The organism is Achromobacter sp. EB05 (assembly GCF_044232075.1).
Classification (GTDB): Bacteria; Pseudomonadota; Gammaproteobacteria; order Burkholderiales; family Burkholderiaceae_B; genus Achromobacter; species Achromobacter dolens.
The window spans coordinates 3,059,129-3,072,544 of record NZ_CP155917.1 but is presented as its reverse complement, the minus strand read 5'-3'; the positions used below and the strand labels follow the sequence as shown (position 1 = coordinate 3,072,544).

Annotated in this window: 15 protein-coding genes; 4 read left to right on the top strand and 11 right to left on the bottom strand. The window is 69.4% G+C overall.

What is annotated here, in order from left to right; genetic code table 11:
* Positions 1 to 28: 28 nt before the first annotated feature.
* The 10 genes from AAID08_RS14105 to AAID08_RS14060 all read right to left on the bottom strand — a co-directional run bounded on the left by AAID08_RS14105 (position 29) and on the right by AAID08_RS14060 (position 8,776).
* Positions 29 to 1,009 carry a Bug family tripartite tricarboxylate transporter substrate binding protein gene (locus AAID08_RS14105; protein WP_395757768.1) on the bottom strand — a complete coding sequence of 327 codons (981 nt, stop codon included), beginning with the start codon at positions 1,007 to 1,009 and terminating at the stop codon, positions 29 to 31.
* Positions 1,010 to 1,108: 99 nt separating this feature from the next.
* On the bottom strand, positions 1,109 to 1,909 hold the full coding sequence (hpaH, locus tag AAID08_RS14100) for a 2-oxo-hept-4-ene-1,7-dioate hydratase (protein ID WP_395757818.1): 801 nt from the start codon (positions 1,907 to 1,909) through the stop codon (positions 1,109 to 1,111).
* Positions 1,910 to 1,958: 49 nt separating this feature from the next.
* On the bottom strand, positions 1,959 to 2,366 hold the full coding sequence (locus AAID08_RS14095; protein WP_254607546.1) for a nuclear transport factor 2 family protein: 408 nt from the start codon (positions 2,364 to 2,366) through the stop codon (positions 1,959 to 1,961).
* 19 nt (positions 2,367 to 2,385) lie between these two features.
* Positions 2,386 to 3,612, bottom strand: coding sequence for an NAD(P)/FAD-dependent oxidoreductase (locus tag AAID08_RS14090; protein ID WP_054502501.1), 1,227 nt, complete (start codon positions 3,610 to 3,612; stop codon positions 2,386 to 2,388).
* Positions 3,609 to 3,929: a non-heme iron oxygenase ferredoxin subunit gene (locus tag AAID08_RS14085; RefSeq protein ID WP_049073688.1), complete on the bottom strand. Its 321-nt coding sequence runs from the start codon at positions 3,927 to 3,929 to the stop codon at positions 3,609 to 3,611. Before AAID08_RS14085 ends, AAID08_RS14090 begins: the two co-directional genes overlap by 4 nt.
* Positions 3,930 to 3,931: 2 nt before the next feature.
* On the bottom strand, positions 3,932 to 5,200 hold the full coding sequence (locus AAID08_RS14080) for an aromatic ring-hydroxylating dioxygenase subunit alpha (protein ID WP_054502502.1): 1,269 nt from the start codon (positions 5,198 to 5,200) through the stop codon (positions 3,932 to 3,934).
* A gap of 22 nt (positions 5,201 to 5,222) precedes the next feature.
* Positions 5,223 to 5,714 (bottom strand): aromatic-ring-hydroxylating dioxygenase subunit beta, encoded by a 492-nt coding sequence (locus tag AAID08_RS14075; protein ID WP_054472096.1) that lies wholly within the window; start codon positions 5,712 to 5,714, stop codon positions 5,223 to 5,225.
* Between the two features lie 28 nt (positions 5,715 to 5,742).
* Complete coding sequence (locus AAID08_RS14070) at positions 5,743 to 6,843, bottom strand: cupin domain-containing protein (RefSeq protein WP_395757767.1); 1,101 nt, start codon at positions 6,841 to 6,843, stop codon at positions 5,743 to 5,745.
* Between the two features lie 66 nt (positions 6,844 to 6,909).
* Positions 6,910 to 7,908, bottom strand: a complete 999-nt coding sequence (locus AAID08_RS14065) for an ornithine cyclodeaminase family protein (protein WP_064522708.1) — start codon at positions 7,906 to 7,908, stop codon at positions 6,910 to 6,912.
* A gap of 16 nt (positions 7,909 to 7,924) precedes the next feature.
* Entirely contained in the window at positions 7,925 to 8,776 is an 852-nt protein-coding gene (locus tag AAID08_RS14060; protein ID WP_175142329.1) for a fumarylacetoacetate hydrolase family protein, read from the bottom strand.
* A gap of 218 nt (positions 8,777 to 8,994) precedes the next feature.
* Between AAID08_RS14060 and AAID08_RS14055 the strand changes: the two genes are divergently transcribed.
* On the top strand, positions 8,995 to 9,729 hold the full coding sequence (locus tag AAID08_RS14055; RefSeq protein ID WP_054502507.1) for a GntR family transcriptional regulator: 735 nt from the start codon (positions 8,995 to 8,997) through the stop codon (positions 9,727 to 9,729).
* A gap of 108 nt (positions 9,730 to 9,837) precedes the next feature.
* Here the strand turns inward: AAID08_RS14055 and AAID08_RS14050 are convergent, their stop codons facing one another.
* Positions 9,838 to 10,185 carry a hypothetical protein gene (locus AAID08_RS14050; protein ID WP_343719908.1) on the bottom strand — a complete coding sequence of 116 codons (348 nt, stop codon included), beginning with the start codon at positions 10,183 to 10,185 and terminating at the stop codon, positions 9,838 to 9,840.
* A gap of 118 nt (positions 10,186 to 10,303) precedes the next feature.
* Here AAID08_RS14050 and AAID08_RS14045 point away from each other — a divergent pair, with 118 nt between their 5' ends.
* From AAID08_RS14045 to AAID08_RS14035, 3 genes are read left to right on the top strand one after another with little or no spacing between them, the layout of a single operon-like run.
* Complete coding sequence (locus AAID08_RS14045) at positions 10,304 to 11,449, top strand: NAD(P)/FAD-dependent oxidoreductase (RefSeq protein WP_395757766.1); 1,146 nt, start codon at positions 10,304 to 10,306, stop codon at positions 11,447 to 11,449.
* An 11-nt stretch (positions 11,450 to 11,460) separates the two neighbouring features.
* A complete protein-coding gene (locus tag AAID08_RS14040; RefSeq protein WP_395757765.1) occupies positions 11,461 to 11,913 on the top strand; it encodes a RidA family protein in 453 nt (150 codons plus the stop codon).
* A 50-nt stretch (positions 11,914 to 11,963) separates the two neighbouring features.
* Positions 11,964 to 13,409 carry a M81 family metallopeptidase gene (locus tag AAID08_RS14035; RefSeq protein ID WP_395757764.1) on the top strand — a complete coding sequence of 482 codons (1,446 nt, stop codon included), beginning with the start codon at positions 11,964 to 11,966 and terminating at the stop codon, positions 13,407 to 13,409.
* Positions 13,410 to 13,416 lie beyond the last annotated feature (7 nt).

Genomic DNA, 13,416 nt, shown 5'->3' with positions numbered 1-13,416 from the left:
GGGCCGGCGCGGATCACGCGCGCCGGGTTCAGTCGATGGCGGCGCCGGCTGTCTTCACGACCTTGCCGAGCCGCGTGTATTCCTCGGCGCCGAACTCGGCCAGCGACTGGCGCGAGGTCGGCGACGGGATCGCGCCGCGCGATTCCAGCGCCTGTTTCACCTCGGGCCGCTGCAGCGCCCGGTTCACGGCGGCGTTGAGCTTGTCGAGGATGGCGGCGGGTGTGCCCTTGGGCGCGTACAGGCCGTCCCAGGCGAAGAACTCGTAGCCTTTGACGCCGGCCTCGCTCAAGGTCGGGATGTCCGGATTCGACGCAACACGCTGCGGCGTGGTCACGCCCAGCGCGCGCAACTTGCCCGCAGCGATCTGGCCGGATACGTTCGGCATGACGTCGATCAGCAGCGAGATGCGCCCGCCCAGCAGGTCGGTCATGGCGGCGCTGCCGCCCTTGTACGGGATGTGCATGATCTTGACCCCCGCCATCTGGTTCAGCAGCTCACAGGCCAGGTGCGACGAGGTGCCGTTGCCGGCCGAGCCACAGGTCAGTTCGCCTGGATGCGACTTGGCGTAGGCCAGCAGTTGCGCCAGCGACTTGAAGCGCTCGTCGCTGGCATTGACCACCAGCGCCGCCGCGATCACGGTAAAGCGCGAGACCGGCTCGAAGTCACCCGGCGCATAGCCCGGCGACTTGTACAGCCAGTGATTGGTTGCCTGGGTGCCGTTGGTGCCGTACGACAGCGTGTAGCCGTCGGGATTGGCGCGCGCCACGATGGCGGTGCCGATGTTGCCGCCCGCGCCAGGCCGGTTCTCAATGATGATGGACTGCCCGAGTTCGCGCGACAGCGGCTCGGCCACCAGCCGGGCCAGGGTATCGCCGCCGCCGCCGGCGGCGAACGGCACCACCAGCGTGATGGCGTGGCTGGGCCAGGCGGCCGATTGCGCCGAGGCGGGATTCGCGGCCAGCGACAGGCAGGCGGCCGCGAGGCAGAGCGAGGTCTTGATGAGGGTCATGGTTTGTCTCCTTGGGGGTCGGGACCGCGCGCCCATTGGTTTTGGTGTGGCGGGCGCGCGGGGCAAATCTCGGATCGGTCGGTGACAGGCCTCCGGTGGTCAGGCGAAGCGGCAACTGACCGCGCCGAGCCGGCCGTAGTCCACGTGAAAGGTGTCGCCCCGCTGGGCAAACACGGGCCGCGTGAATGAGCCGCTCAAAATGATCTGGCCGGCTTCGAGCGCCACTTCATGGGTGGCCAGCTTGTTGGCCAGCCACACCACGCCGTTGGCGGGATGATTGAGCACGCCCGCCGCCAGGCCGGTTTCCTCGATCACGGCGTTGCGCGACATCATGGCGCCGACCCAGCGCAGGTCGACGGCATCGACCCGCACCGGCCGCCCGCCCATCACCACGCCGGCATTGGCGGCGTTGTCGGCGATGGTGTCGAAGACCTTGCGCGGCCGCTTGCTGTCGGGGTCGATCTGGTGCGAACGCGCGTCGATGATTTCAAGCGCGGGAATCACGTAGCGCACCGCGTCCAGCACGTCGAACAGCGTCACGCCCGGCCCCTTGAGCCGGCGCTCCAGGATGAAGGCCAGCTCGACCTCGACCCGGGGCACGATGAAGCGGTCGTGCGGGATCTCGGCGCCGTCGTCGAACAGCATGTCGTCCAGCAAGGCGCCGTAGTCGGGCTCGTCGATCTGCGAGGACAGTTGCATGGCGCGTGAGGTCAGGCCGATCTTGTGGCCGACCAGCCGGCGGCCGCCGGCGATCTTGGCCGCCACCCATTCGCGCTGGATGGCGTAGGCGTCGGCGATGGTGATGTCGGGATGTTCGAGCGAGAGCTGGCGCACCTGGGTACGGCTGCGTTCGGCCCGGTCCAGTCGCTGGGCCAGCGCCTTGATGGTCGCGGCGTCCATGGAGGTTCCTTGGAATGTCATGGGATTTTCCGGCAGGGTTTGGGGAATGTCATTCGGGCGGCAGGTGGCGCCGGCTGCGCTTTTCCGCCAGCAGCCAGTCCTGGCCGCTGGCAACCAGCCGGTCCTGGCAGTCGCGGATGGCGACCAGGCGCGGCGCCCCGCCCTGCACTTGCGGATCGCTGTCGTAGGCGGTGAGGAAATAGCCGACCCTGGCCTGCGACCCGCTGTGTTCGAGTAGGCGCAGGTTGGTGATGACGTGGCAGGTGGTGCGCTGCGGCGCGCGCGCCTCCAGGGCCGCCAGCACCTCGCGCGGCCCGGTCAGCAGTTGGCCCTGGCGCAGCCAGGTGCCATCTGGCGCCATCAGCGCGGCGGCGGCCTCGTGGCGTCGGGTGTCCAGCGCGTGGAAAAAGGCCAGGACGACCGCCTCGCAGGCGGCCTTGGCGTATTCGGTCTGCATTCGGTTCTCCATCAGGGTGTCAGTCGATCCGGGCGCTGGACAACGGCGCGTCGGCGCGCGCCAGTTGCGCGGGGTCCACCTGGGTGCCTTGCGCGATCCACTGGCGCAACTGACGCAGTTCGCGCGCCGCGTTCACCGCCACGGCGCCGATGACGCGGCCGCCGTCGTCCAGCGCCACCGACAGCAGCGCCCGCGCGTCCGCCTGGGGCCGCAGCACTTCGCGGGCGGCGCGCGCCGGAAAGCCGGCGATCTGCACCATGGCGTCGTACTGTTCCGACCAGACCGCGCCGCTGGGCTGGTAAGGCTGGCCGGCATCAAGCGCCGACAGCGCCGCCGCCGCGCCCTGGTCCTGGGCGTTCTGCCACGATTCGAGGCGGATGGGGCCGCCGCCGGCGGGCGCGGCCACCGCCACGTCGCCGGCGGCCAGCACATCGGGCGCCGACGTGCGGCAGTATTCATCGACCAGCACGCCGCGCTCGCAGGCGATGCCGGCCTCGCGCGCCAGGGCGTCGTTGGCCTGCATGCCCACGCCCAGCACCACGGCGTCCGCTTCCAGTCGGCTGCCGTCCGCCAGCTCGACGACGCAGCCGCCTTCGGGGCGCGCATGCAACGCGCGCAGGCTGGCATTCAAGCGCAGCGCCACCCCCTGCCCGGCATGCAGCGCCGCCAGGTGGGCCGAGACGCCGGGCGGCACGCTGCGGGCGCACAGGCGCGGCGCCTGCTCCAGCACCGTGGTGGCGCAGCCCGCCTGGCGCGCGGTGGCGGCCACTTCCAGGCCGATCCAGCCGCCGCCGGCAATGACGATGCGGCGGCCGGGGCCCAGGCGGGCCCGCAGGCGCAGGGCATCGTCGCGGGTGCGCAGCACATGCACGGCCGCGGCGTCGGCGCCGGGCAAGGCCGGCACGATGGGACGGCCGCCGGTGCACAGGATCAGCTTGTCGTAGTCGAGCACGGCGCCGGTGGACGTTTCCACCTGATGGCGTTCGGGCCACAGCCGCGTTGCCGCGACGCCGGGCCGGAAGGTGATATCCAGTTCGGCCAGCCGTTCCAGGGAAAACAGCTCGGTGCTTTCAGGCGCCGCCTGGCCGCCCAGCACCGCCTTGCTCAAGGGGGGCCGCTCGTAGGGCGCGTGCGGTTCATCGCCCAGCAGCACGATGCGGCCGGCGTAGCCGCGGCCGCGCAGCGTGGCCGCCGCCCAGCCGCCCGCCTGCCCCGCGCCGACGATGACGATGGCGCCCGCTTTCACGGGGCCTCCGCGCTCAAATAGATGGTGCCGGCCTCGACCCGCACCGCGTAGCGGCGCAGGTCGGTGGTGACGGGCGGGCATTGGGGTTTGCCGCTACGGATGTCGAACACGCCCTGGTGCAAGGGGCATTCGATGGTGCCGTCTTCCATATAGCCGTCGGCCAGGCTGGCGTTGCCGTGCGGACAGCGGTCCTGGGTGGCGCAGATATCGCCCTGCAGGTCGTAAAGGCAGACCGCCTCGCCATCCAGCGCGACGCGCAGCGTGCCAGTGTCGGGAGAGATGTCGCCCACCTGGGCGACCGGGGTCCAGGTCGTCATGGTCACAGCCCCATCGCGTTGCGGTAGTAGTCGTAGAACGAGCGGATCAGCACTTCGGTCACCATGTAGTCGGCCGGCTCGGTGTCGCGGCCGCCCATCTCGACGATGCCGCGCGCCTCGGGGTAGCCGGTGACGCCGATCTGCACCTGGTTCAGCATCTCGCTGTCGTCCATCGAGACGAAGCCGGCCGGGCCCAGCAGGTTGGCGTGCTTCAGGCGCAGGCGGGTCATTTCCTCGTCATCGTCCTCGTAGCCGTAGTAGGTGAAGACGAGTTCATGCTCGGTCGGGCTGCGCGGGATCACGTGGCGCGTCTTGAGCGAATTGGCCTGGATGCCAAATTGCGCGGCGGGAAAGACCCAAGCGCCGCCGACCCGGCCGCGGTTGAATTCCGCGCGCGGGGTGACGGTTTCCAGGTCGAGCAGCTCCAGGTCGTCGCGGAAGCGGCTCATCTCGCTGGTGGCCTCGGTCTTCTTCTTGCCCTCGTTGTGCGACACCATCACGCTGTGGGCGCCGCCGCCGGTGGGAATGCACTCGGACTTGGAATCCGCGCGCCACAGGCCGAAGGTGATGTAGAAGGTGTGCAGCAAGGTGGCGTGGTACGGGTCCTTCAGGTTCTCCAGGTACATCTTCCAGTTGCTGGGGATGAGCTGGCGGCTGTAGCCCAGCAGCTTGAGCTTCTTGCCCGGCAGCATGTGGTCGATCTCGGCCAGCACCTCGGGGCCGCAGTAGTCCTCGAAACTAGGCGCATCGTCGGCGAACGTCGCCCAGATCGAGCCGCCGCGGTTGACACTGCGCAGCTTGCGGATGCCGTTCTGCCTGGGGTCGAAGTCGCGCGGCATGCCGCCCTTGCCCATGGCGCCGCGGCGGAACGGGACGCCCTGCAGGTTGCCGTCCAGGTCGTAGTTCCACTGGTGGTATGGGCAGGTGAAGTCGGTCACCTTGCCGGTGTTCTGCCAGCAGATCTGGGCGCCGCGGTGGGCGCAGCGGTTCTCCAGCACGTTGATCTCGCCGCTTTCGGTGCGCACCATGATGACCGGGCGGTTGCCGATCCAGTTGCGCTTGTAGCAGCCAGTCTCGGGCACTTCGCACTCCAGGCCGACGTAGTTCCAGGTGCGACCGCCGAAGAAGACGTCCATTTCCTTCTGGAAGACGGCGGGGTCGGTGTAGACCCAGTTGGGAATGCGCGTGTAGCCCTCCTTGGGCCAGCGGCGCTCGATATGGATGGGGGCCGCGGCGGGAGTTTCCAGCACGGCGGAATCGGAACAGGTCATGGCGGGTTTCCTGGCAGCGGGATCAGAGGGGAACGATGAGCGAGGTGCGCACGCGGTAGTTGTCGTAGACGCAGTCGCGGCGGGCCAGCAGCGGGCCTTGCGGCGTCAGGCGCAGCTCGTCCAGGTAGCGGCCCACCATGTTCAGCGTGGGCTCGCGGTCGGACAGCGACTCCATCACGGCGAAGTTGGCCTGGGCCACGATGCGCTCGCCCTGCGCCTGGATGACGCGCACGCCGCTGATGAAGTGGCGCAGCGAGCGCGGTTCGAACATGGTGGTTTCGCGCAGCGCGGTGACGCGGTCGCGCAGCATGTTCTTGTTCATGCAATAGATCAGGCCGAGCGGCAGGCCGGCGTCGTGGTTCTCGCGCGACAGCACGCGGTAATGGCAGTCCTCGGTGAAGAAGTCGGGCCATTCCTCCAGCCGGTCTTCGTCCAGGCAGTAGGCGTAGTCGTCGTAGAAATCGCGCAGGCGGGCGCGCAGCGAGGTGTCGTCGGGCAATTGGATCTGGGTCATGGGAATTTCCGGAATGCGAGCGGCGCGCTCAGGACGCGGCGGCCAGTTGCGCCAGGTTGCTTTCGAAACCGCCCTGGCTGCCGAGCGCCAGGATCGGTTCCTGCATGCGCTCCTGCCAGATCAGCGATTCCATGGCGATCTGCAAGGGATGGTCCTGCACCGTCAGGGCCGAGGTGGTCTCGGTGCCCGAGTGGTGCGAATGCATGGCCCAGCCGGGCGCCGACAGGATCAGGTCGCCGGCCTTCCAGTCCAGCCGCACGCCGTTGACCTTGCTGTAGCCGTTGCCGCGCAGGTAGTAGTTGATGGCCGACGAGCTGTGGCGGTGCGGCACGTGGTGGTTGTCCGGCGGCGACGATGAAATCGTGGCGAAGAAGCTGTGGGTGGTGCCGATGCGGCGTTCGGTGGCCGGGTTGTACAGCACGAACAGGCGCCGGCCGTTGTAGCCGCGCGCCATGTCCTCGACACTGGGCAGGTGGCGCGAGACCGCCGCCCAGGGCCAGTGCAGCGCCTTCGATTCGAGCACGTCGATGTCGATCAGCCACTCGTAGCCCATCAGCCAGGCGCCTTCCGGCGTGATCTGTTCGCGCAGCGCCAGGTCACGGGCGCGCACCGACTCGGGCGAGCGGGCGGGCGCCGGGCGGGTGTTGGCGTCGGCCGGCGGCACGTCGCCCTCGAACTCCTCGACGTAGTGGATCTCGAGCTTTTCCAGTAGCGGCGCGTTCGAGTACGACAGCCGCACCCAGGGCGTCTGGCCGTCATTGCGGTACGAATGCACCTGCATCGCCGGCGTGTTCCACACGTCCCAGCGCGCCACCCGGATGTCGCGCCCGGCCACCGTGGCTACGCCCTCGCCGCTGATACAGATCTCCAGCATGTTGGAGTTCTTGCGCAGGTTGAGGGTACGTTCGCCGGGATTGACGACGTTGATGGTGACGTCCGTGCCGGGGGCCAGGCCCAGGCCCGGCGCGGTCGCCAGCGGATGGGCGATGAGCGAGGCGCGGCGGCCGTTGGCGGGGCGCGGCGCGTCGATCAGGCGGGCGATCTCCAGGTCGATCTCCTCCTTGGGGATCACGAGCGATGGCCATTTGTTCTGCTCGCGGGGCGCGGCCCCGCTGACGTCGATGAACATGTCTGTCTCCTGTGGCCGGCGGGCGGTGCGCGCCGGCGTCATGGTGCTTTGAAGGGGTAATCGAAATCAGGGCTGCGCCAGCAGCAGGTTCTCGCGGGTCTGCGGCGGCAGGGCGACGCCCAGCCCGTGATCGCGGGCGTGCTCGTACGCCACCTGCGCCATCGCCAGGTCCGACAGGCCCATGCCCATGCCCTTGAACAGCGTCAGCCGCGCATCCGGCGCGCGGGTCTCGCCGCGCGCCAGCAGGTCGCCCAGCACCGCCACGCCATCCCACGCCGCGCCGTCCGCGCCATAGCGTTCGCGCAGTTCGCGCGAGCCGCGCCGGGCGTTTTCCAGGTCGTCCACCACCACGCGGTCGGCGCGTTCGAACACGTCCTGGGCGAACTCGGCCTTGGCCGGCAGGATCGCGCCCACGGCGTTCAGGTGGCGGCAGTCGGCCAGCCGGGCCGCGTCGACGAAGGGCTCGACGGCGCGGGTGATCAGCGTCACGATCTCGGCGCCGTCCAGCGCGTGTTCCAGCGTGGGCGATTCCTCGATGGCGAAGGCGTACTTGCCGGCCACCGCCTCGACAAAAGCGCGGCGCTTTGCCGGGGTCGGACTGTGGATCCGTACGCGTTGCAGCGGGCGCACCGCGGCCAGCGCCGCCAGTTGTGTCACGGCCTGCGGCCCGGTGCCGATCAGCGCGGCCTGCGTCGCGCTCTCGGGCGCCAGGGCGCGGGTGGCCACGCCGCTGATGGCGGCGGTGCGCAACATGCCCAGCGCGCGCGCCTCGATCACCGCCCGCAACAGGCCGGTGTCGGCATCGAACAGGCTGAACAGCGACCCGCCGCCCGCCTTGGTGTGGACCCAGGTCTTGAAACCGGCATAGCCGCCGGGGCCGGGCCGCACCGAGCCCAATGCATGCATCGAGCTGCCGTCGCCCCAGGTGGCCAGCGCCTTGGGCACGTTGCGCGCGCCCTCCTTCGCCTGCGCCACCAGCATGCGCTGCAGCGCGTCGATGGCGCGCGGGATGGTCAGCGCCGCCACCACGTCTTTTTCGGTGAGATACCGCAATGCCTCGGTCATGCCTGTGTCCTTCGTGTCATTGGGGGTGGACGGGTTCGTCCGCCACCGTGTTGCGCAGCGTGCCGACGCCCGGCACCTCGATCTCCAGCGTGTCGCCAGCCGCCAGGAAGCGCGGCGGCTGGCGGCTGGAGCCGACGCCTTCGGGCGTGCCGGTGGCGATCACGTCGCCGGGGGCCAGCGGCGTGAAGGCGCTGATGTAGGCGATCAGTTCTGGAATGGGGAAGATCAGGTCGGCCAGCTCGCCCTGCTGCACGGTCTCGCCGTTCAGGCGCGTCTCGATCCGCAGGCGCGCCGGGTCGCCGATCTCGTCGGCGGTGACCAGCCAGGGGCCGATCGCGCCGCTGCGCTCGAAGTTCTTGCCGGGCGTGACCTGGGCGTTGTGCTTCTGGAAGTCGCGCACCGAGTTTTCGGCCATGCAGGTGTAGCCGGCCACGTGGGCCAGGGCGTCGCGCGCCGCGATGTGGCGCCCTGCCCGACCGATCACCACCGCCAGTTCGCCCTCGTAGTCGAAGCGGTCGGAGGCGCGCGGCTTCCAGACCGGCGCGCCGTGGCCGACGAAGCTGTCGGGATAGCGGGCGAACAGCGAGGGATGGCGCGGCAGCTCGCGGCCGGCCTCGGCCACATGGCGGCCGTAGTTCAGGCCGACGCAGAGGATCTTGCGCGGCGCTGGCACCGGCGGCAGCCATTGCAGGCCGGCCAGCGCAATGCCGGGGCCGTCCTGGCCGGCCGCCGCTTGCGCGATGGCCTCGATGCCCGCCGCCAGCGCAGTGGCCAGATCGGGCCAGTGCCGCGTCAACGGCACGACCTCGGCGTCGCGCAGCACCCCCCAGGCCGGCTGGCCCGCATGCTCGAAGCTGATCAGCTTCATCTTGTCTCCTGTCCTGTGGGCGATCTTCCTGGCATGCAATTGAGTGACGCATTGCATGCATTTGGTGGCTTTTAAGTGCCGCGACCGCTGTTTTTCCGAATTATTGCATGCAATTTTGATAAATCGCAAGGTCGGACTGTTTTTTTGATGCGCGATTGCATGCAATTTTGTAGGTACACTGGAGGCCCCTTCAGATACGTTTCAGCCGACGATCCGCTATGGCCGCTCAGATCGACAAAGTGATTTCCGAACTCCGGGACATGGTGCTTTCCGGCGCCCTGCAACCCGGCGAACGCGTGGTGGAACTGCAGTTCTCGGCGCGCCTGGGCGTGTCGCGCACGCCGCTGCGCATCGCGCTGACCGAACTGGAAAAGGAAGGCCTGCTGGAACGCCTGCCTTCGCGCGGCTTTCGCGTGCGGGCCTTCACCGTCGACGAGATCGGCGACGCGGTCGAGGTGCGCGGGGTGCTGGAAGGCATGGCGGCGCGGCTGCTGGCCGAGCGCGGCGCCAGCGCCGAAGTGCTGGAACAGTTGTCGCAGGCGGTGGAGGAAGGCCGCGCCCTGCTGGCGCCGGCGCGGCGCGACCCCAAGGCCACGGTGGATGCGCGCGCCTGGGGGCAGATCAACCGCCGCTTCCACGAGATCCTGTGCGAAGCGGCCGGCAACCGCGCCCTGCTGTCGGCGCTGGAACACAACAACAAGACGCCGCTGGCCGGCCCGGCCGCGCTGACGCTGCCGTCCACGCCGTCGCAGTTGGAGACGCCCTTCGTGCTACGGGCGCAATCGGATCACGAGGACCTGCTGCGGGCGATCACGCGGCGCGAGGCCGCGCGCGCCGAGAACCTGATGCGCGAGCACGCCTACCGCAGCCGCGAGAACAAGCGCGTGCTGCTGGAATCCCTGCGGGGGGGCGTGGCGGGCGTGGCGCAACCGGCCGATAGCGCGGCGGCTTAGCGCCCTGCGGCCTCGCGGCATGCGCGCGGCCCCGACCCGTCTACATGGCGCAGGGCAGCCCGGCGGCGGGGAACGTCGGTGCGATGGGGCCGCCAGGCCAGGCTGCGTTCAGAACAGCCGGCGCACGCGCTCGCGGATGGCGCCGGCATAGGCCCAGCACCACACCGCCAGCGCCAGCATCGCCACCGTGAAATAGGCGCGCGCCTCCAGCGGCACCGGATTCAGGCGCGACAGCGTCGGGAACGGCTCGTAGCCGATGAAGTCGCTGGCGGCCAGCGCGCTGAACAGCAGCGCCAGCACCGGGCCGGTGAAATGCGGGCGTTCGCCGCGGGTCCGCGGATCGGCCCGGAATCGCCAGTGGAACAAGCGCAGCAACTGGATCACGACGACGGCCAGCGGAACGACCAGGGCAAGCTGCAGTACGAGCAGCGCAACGATGACTTGAGTGGGAAGCATGGCCGCGATTTTACGCGGCCTTGCGGCGCGCTACGGGACAACCCCTATTACTGCGCGATATGCAAACAACTATCGTATTCGAGAATTATCAAATAAGAGAATTCTCGCTTCCGACAAAATGGCCGCAGACCCTACTTACGATTACGCCGTCATCGGCGCCGGCATCGCCGGCGCCTCCGTGGCCTACCGCCTGAGCGCGGCCGCCTCCGTGGTGGTGCTGGAGCGCGAGGCACAGCCCGGCTACCACTCCACCGGCCGTTCGGCCGCCATGTTCATGGAGACCTACGGCACCGCGCAGATCAAGGCGCTGACCCGCGCCAGCCGCGACTTCTACGAACATCCGCCGCAGGGTTTCTGCGAGCATCCCCTGCTGAGCCCGCGCGGCGTGCTGTACATCGCCGCGCCCGACCAGCAGGACCTGCTGCGCGAGGTCTACGACGAATTCCGCAGCCAGTCGCCCAACGTCACGCTGATCGACGCCGAGCAGGCGCTGGCGCGCGTGCCCTGCCTGCGGCCTGACCAGTTGTGCGGCGCCATCGAGGAGCCGGACGCCCGCGATATCGACGTGCATGCCTTGCACCAGGGCTTCCTGCGCGGCATGACGCGCCAGGGCGCGGTGCTGCGCAACAACGCCGAGCTGGTTGCCGCCACGTACGAGGACGGCGCCTGGACCCTGACGCTGGCCGGCGGCGAGCCGCTGCGGGCGCGGGTGCTGGTGAACGCGGCGGGCGCCTGGGCCGACCAGGCCGCCGCGCTGTGCGGCGTGCGGCCGGTGGGCCTGCAGCCCTGCCGCCGCACCGCCTTTACTTTCACCGGGCCGGACGACATCGACTTCGCGCACTGGCCGGCCGTGGTCGGGGTCGACGAGAGCTTCTATTTCAAGCCCGACGCCGGCCAATTGCTGGGCTCGCCCGCCAATGCCGATCCGGTGCCGGCGCACGACGTGGTGCCCGAGGAACTGGACGTGGCTACCGGCATCTACCGCATCGAAGCGGTCACCTCGCTGACCATCCGCCGCCCGCGCCACACCTGGGCCGGCCTGCGCTCGTTCGTGGCCGACGGCGATTTCGTGATCGGATGGGATCCGGCCACGCCCGCTTTCTTCTGGCTGGCGGCCCAGGGCGGCTACGGCATCCAGTCCGCCGCCGGCGTCTCGCGCCTGGCCGCCGACCTGCTGCTCGACCTGCCGTTGAACGACAGCCTGACCGCGCAGGGGGTCGACCCCGCGCGCCTGTCGCCGGCCCGTTTCTCCCCTTCCCGATAGGAGCCCGTTCCATGAGCCAAGCCATCCAGCGCCTGCCCAGCAGCCTGCCCTTCCCCTTCTCACGGGCCGTGAAGGCCGGCGGCTTCCTTTTCCTGTCGGGGCAGGTGCCGATGAGCGCCGCCGGCGAGGTGGTGCGCGGCGACATCCAGACCCAGACCCGCGCGGCCTGCGAGCGCATCGTCGAAAGCCTGGCGGCCGGCGGCGCGCGGCTGGACCAGGTGGTCAAGGCCACCGTGTGGCTGTCGGACATGAGCCATTTCGCCGGTTTCAACGAGGTATACAAGGAATTCTTCGGCGCGGCGCTGCCGGTGCGCTCGACGGTGGCGTCGGCGCTGGCGCTGAACGTCGACGTGGAAATCGAAGTGCAGGCATATATCGGGCAGGACCCAAGCGGGCAGGACCCAAGCGGGCAGGACCCAAGCGCGCAGGACGAAAGCGGGCAGGACGAAAGCGGGCAGGACTGAAGTTCGACACGGCGGCAAGAACGGACAACCCTAAAGCACGGAGCGATCGCATGAAGATTTTTTCCGGGTCCCTGGCGACCGAGACCAACACCTTCTCCCCCATTCCGACCGGCCTGTCGGCCTATCGGTCGCGCGGCTACTACCCGGCCGGCCAGCACCCGGACCGCATGCAGATGTTCTCCGGCCCCCTGTGGGCCGCGCGCCAGCGCGCCCAGGGCAAGGATTGGACGCTGATCGAGGGCATGACGGCGGGCGCGACGCCGGCCGGCCTGACCACCCGCCACGCCTACGAGACCCTGCGCGACGAACTGCTGGATGACCTGCGCCGCGCCGGCAAGGTCGACATCGCGCTGTTCGGCCTGCACGGCGCGATGGTGGCCGATGGCTATGATGATTGCGAAGGCGACCTGCTGCGGCGGGCGCGCGAGATCGTCGGCCCGGACACGGTGATCGGCGCCGAGCTGGATCCGCACTGCCACCTGACCGACGCCATGGTGAACAGCGCCGATTTCCTGGTGTGCTTCAAGGAGTACCCGCACACCGACATCCTGGACCGCGCCTACGACCTGGTCGACCTGTGCGTGGCGCGCGCCGAGGGCCGCATCAAGCCGACGCGCGCGGTCTTCGACTGCGAAATGATCTCCATCATGCACACCAGCCGCGAGCCGATGCGCAGCTTCGTCGACCGCCTGCTGGCGATGGAAGGCAAGGAAGGCGTGCTGTCGGTATCGATCGCCCACGGCTTCCCGTGGGGCGACACGCCCGACATGGGTTCCAAGGTGCTGGTCTACACCGATGGCGACGCCGGCCAGGCCGAACGGCTGGCGCGCGCGCTGGGCGAAGAGATCATCGGCTTTCGCGACCAGTTGGCGCCGCCCTATCCCGGCGCCGACGAAGCCCTGGACCAGGCGCTGGCGCTGGCCGACTTCCCGGTGGTGCTGGCCGACTCGGCCGACAACGCCGGCGGCGGCGCGCCCAGCGACGCCACCTTCATCCTGGAACGCTTGCTGGCGCGCGGCATCCAGGACGTGGCGACCGGGCCGTTCTGGGACCCGGTGGCCGTGCAGCTCTGTTTCGAGGCAGGCCAGGGCGCGCAGATCAAGCTGCGCATCGGCGGCAAGGTGGCGCCGGTGTCGGGCCAGCCGCTGGACCTGGCCTGTGAGATCGTCGCGCTCAAGCGCGACGCCATCATGACCGGGCTGGCCGGCACGCCCGCGCTGCTGGGCGACGTGGCCGTGGTGCGCAGCCAGGGCGTGACCATCGTCATGACCACCAATCGCACCCAGGCCATGGACACCGACCTGTTCACGCAGTTCGGCGTCGATCTGGGCGCGATGAAGCTGGTCATCCCGAAGTCGTCGCAGCACTTCTACGCCTCGTACTCGAAGCTCGGCCGCCACGTCATCTACGTCGAGACGCCCGGCGCCATCACGCAGGACTACAACGCGCTGCCGTTCACCAAGCGCAAGTTGCCGAAATGGCCCTTCAAGGGCTGATATCCAA

Coding starts and splice junctions, on each gene's coding strand:
- AAID08_RS14105 (WP_395757768.1), bottom strand. CDS start 1,009: ATGACCCTCATCAAGACCTCGCTCTGCCTCGCGGCCGCCTGCCTGTCG.
- hpaH (WP_395757818.1), bottom strand. CDS start 1,909: ATGGACGCCGCGACCATCAAGGCGCTGGCCCAGCGACTGGACCGGGCC.
- AAID08_RS14035 (WP_395757764.1), top strand. CDS start 11,964: ATGAAGATTTTTTCCGGGTCCCTGGCGACCGAGACCAACACCTTCTCC.
- AAID08_RS14060 (WP_175142329.1), bottom strand. CDS start 8,776: ATGAAGCTGATCAGCTTCGAGCATGCGGGCCAGCCGGCCTGGGGGGTG.
- AAID08_RS14070 (WP_395757767.1), bottom strand. CDS start 6,843: ATGTTCATCGACGTCAGCGGGGCCGCGCCCCGCGAGCAGAACAAATGG.
- AAID08_RS14095 (WP_254607546.1), bottom strand. CDS start 2,366: ATGCAGACCGAATACGCCAAGGCCGCCTGCGAGGCGGTCGTCCTGGCC.
- AAID08_RS14075 (WP_054472096.1), bottom strand. CDS start 5,714: ATGACCCAGATCCAATTGCCCGACGACACCTCGCTGCGCGCCCGCCTG.
- AAID08_RS14065 (WP_064522708.1), bottom strand. CDS start 7,908: ATGACCGAGGCATTGCGGTATCTCACCGAAAAAGACGTGGTGGCGGCG.
- AAID08_RS14085 (WP_049073688.1), bottom strand. CDS start 3,929: ATGACGACCTGGACCCCGGTCGCCCAGGTGGGCGACATCTCTCCCGAC.
- AAID08_RS14050 (WP_343719908.1), bottom strand. CDS start 10,185: ATGCTTCCCACTCAAGTCATCGTTGCGCTGCTCGTACTGCAGCTTGCC.
- AAID08_RS14040 (WP_395757765.1), top strand. CDS start 11,461: ATGAGCCAAGCCATCCAGCGCCTGCCCAGCAGCCTGCCCTTCCCCTTC.
- AAID08_RS14055 (WP_054502507.1), top strand. CDS start 8,995: ATGGCCGCTCAGATCGACAAAGTGATTTCCGAACTCCGGGACATGGTG.
- AAID08_RS14080 (WP_054502502.1), bottom strand. CDS start 5,200: ATGACCTGTTCCGATTCCGCCGTGCTGGAAACTCCCGCCGCGGCCCCC.
- AAID08_RS14045 (WP_395757766.1), top strand. CDS start 10,304: ATGGCCGCAGACCCTACTTACGATTACGCCGTCATCGGCGCCGGCATC.